The sequence below is a fragment of the Acinetobacter endophylla genome (genome assembly GCF_053543775.1).
Genome location: NZ_JBLVOM010000163.1, coordinates 1 through 349 on the forward strand (window position 1 = coordinate 1; position 349 = coordinate 349).

General features: G+C 40.4%; 1 protein-coding gene. It reads right to left on the reverse strand.

Annotated elements, in window-relative coordinates:
- On the reverse strand, nt 1-349 hold a 349-nt coding region (locus tag ACNPNW_RS06160; RefSeq protein WP_448766733.1), incomplete at both ends, for a multicopper oxidase domain-containing protein.

Genomic DNA, 349 nt, shown 5'->3' on the forward strand with positions numbered 1-349 from the left:
ATCTGACAACATCACCACATAGTCACGTTCAGCTTTTTCATGTGCTGCCAATGGTGTTTTACCTTTTGGATAAATCACAAAAGAACCATATAAGCCGTCCTGTTCCTGTCCTTTAGAATGAGCGTGATACCAATAAGTCCCGCTTTGGCGAATCTTGAATTTATAAACATACTCGCTTTGAGGCTTAATACCGTTAAAACCATTAAATCCTGGTACACCATCCATAATGCCCGGCAACAACAGTCCGTGCCAATGAATAGAAGAATCTTGGTTTTTTAAATTATTTTTCACGCGAATGATGGCTTCATCACCCTCTTCAAACTCAAGCAAAGGCGCAGGAAATTGACCA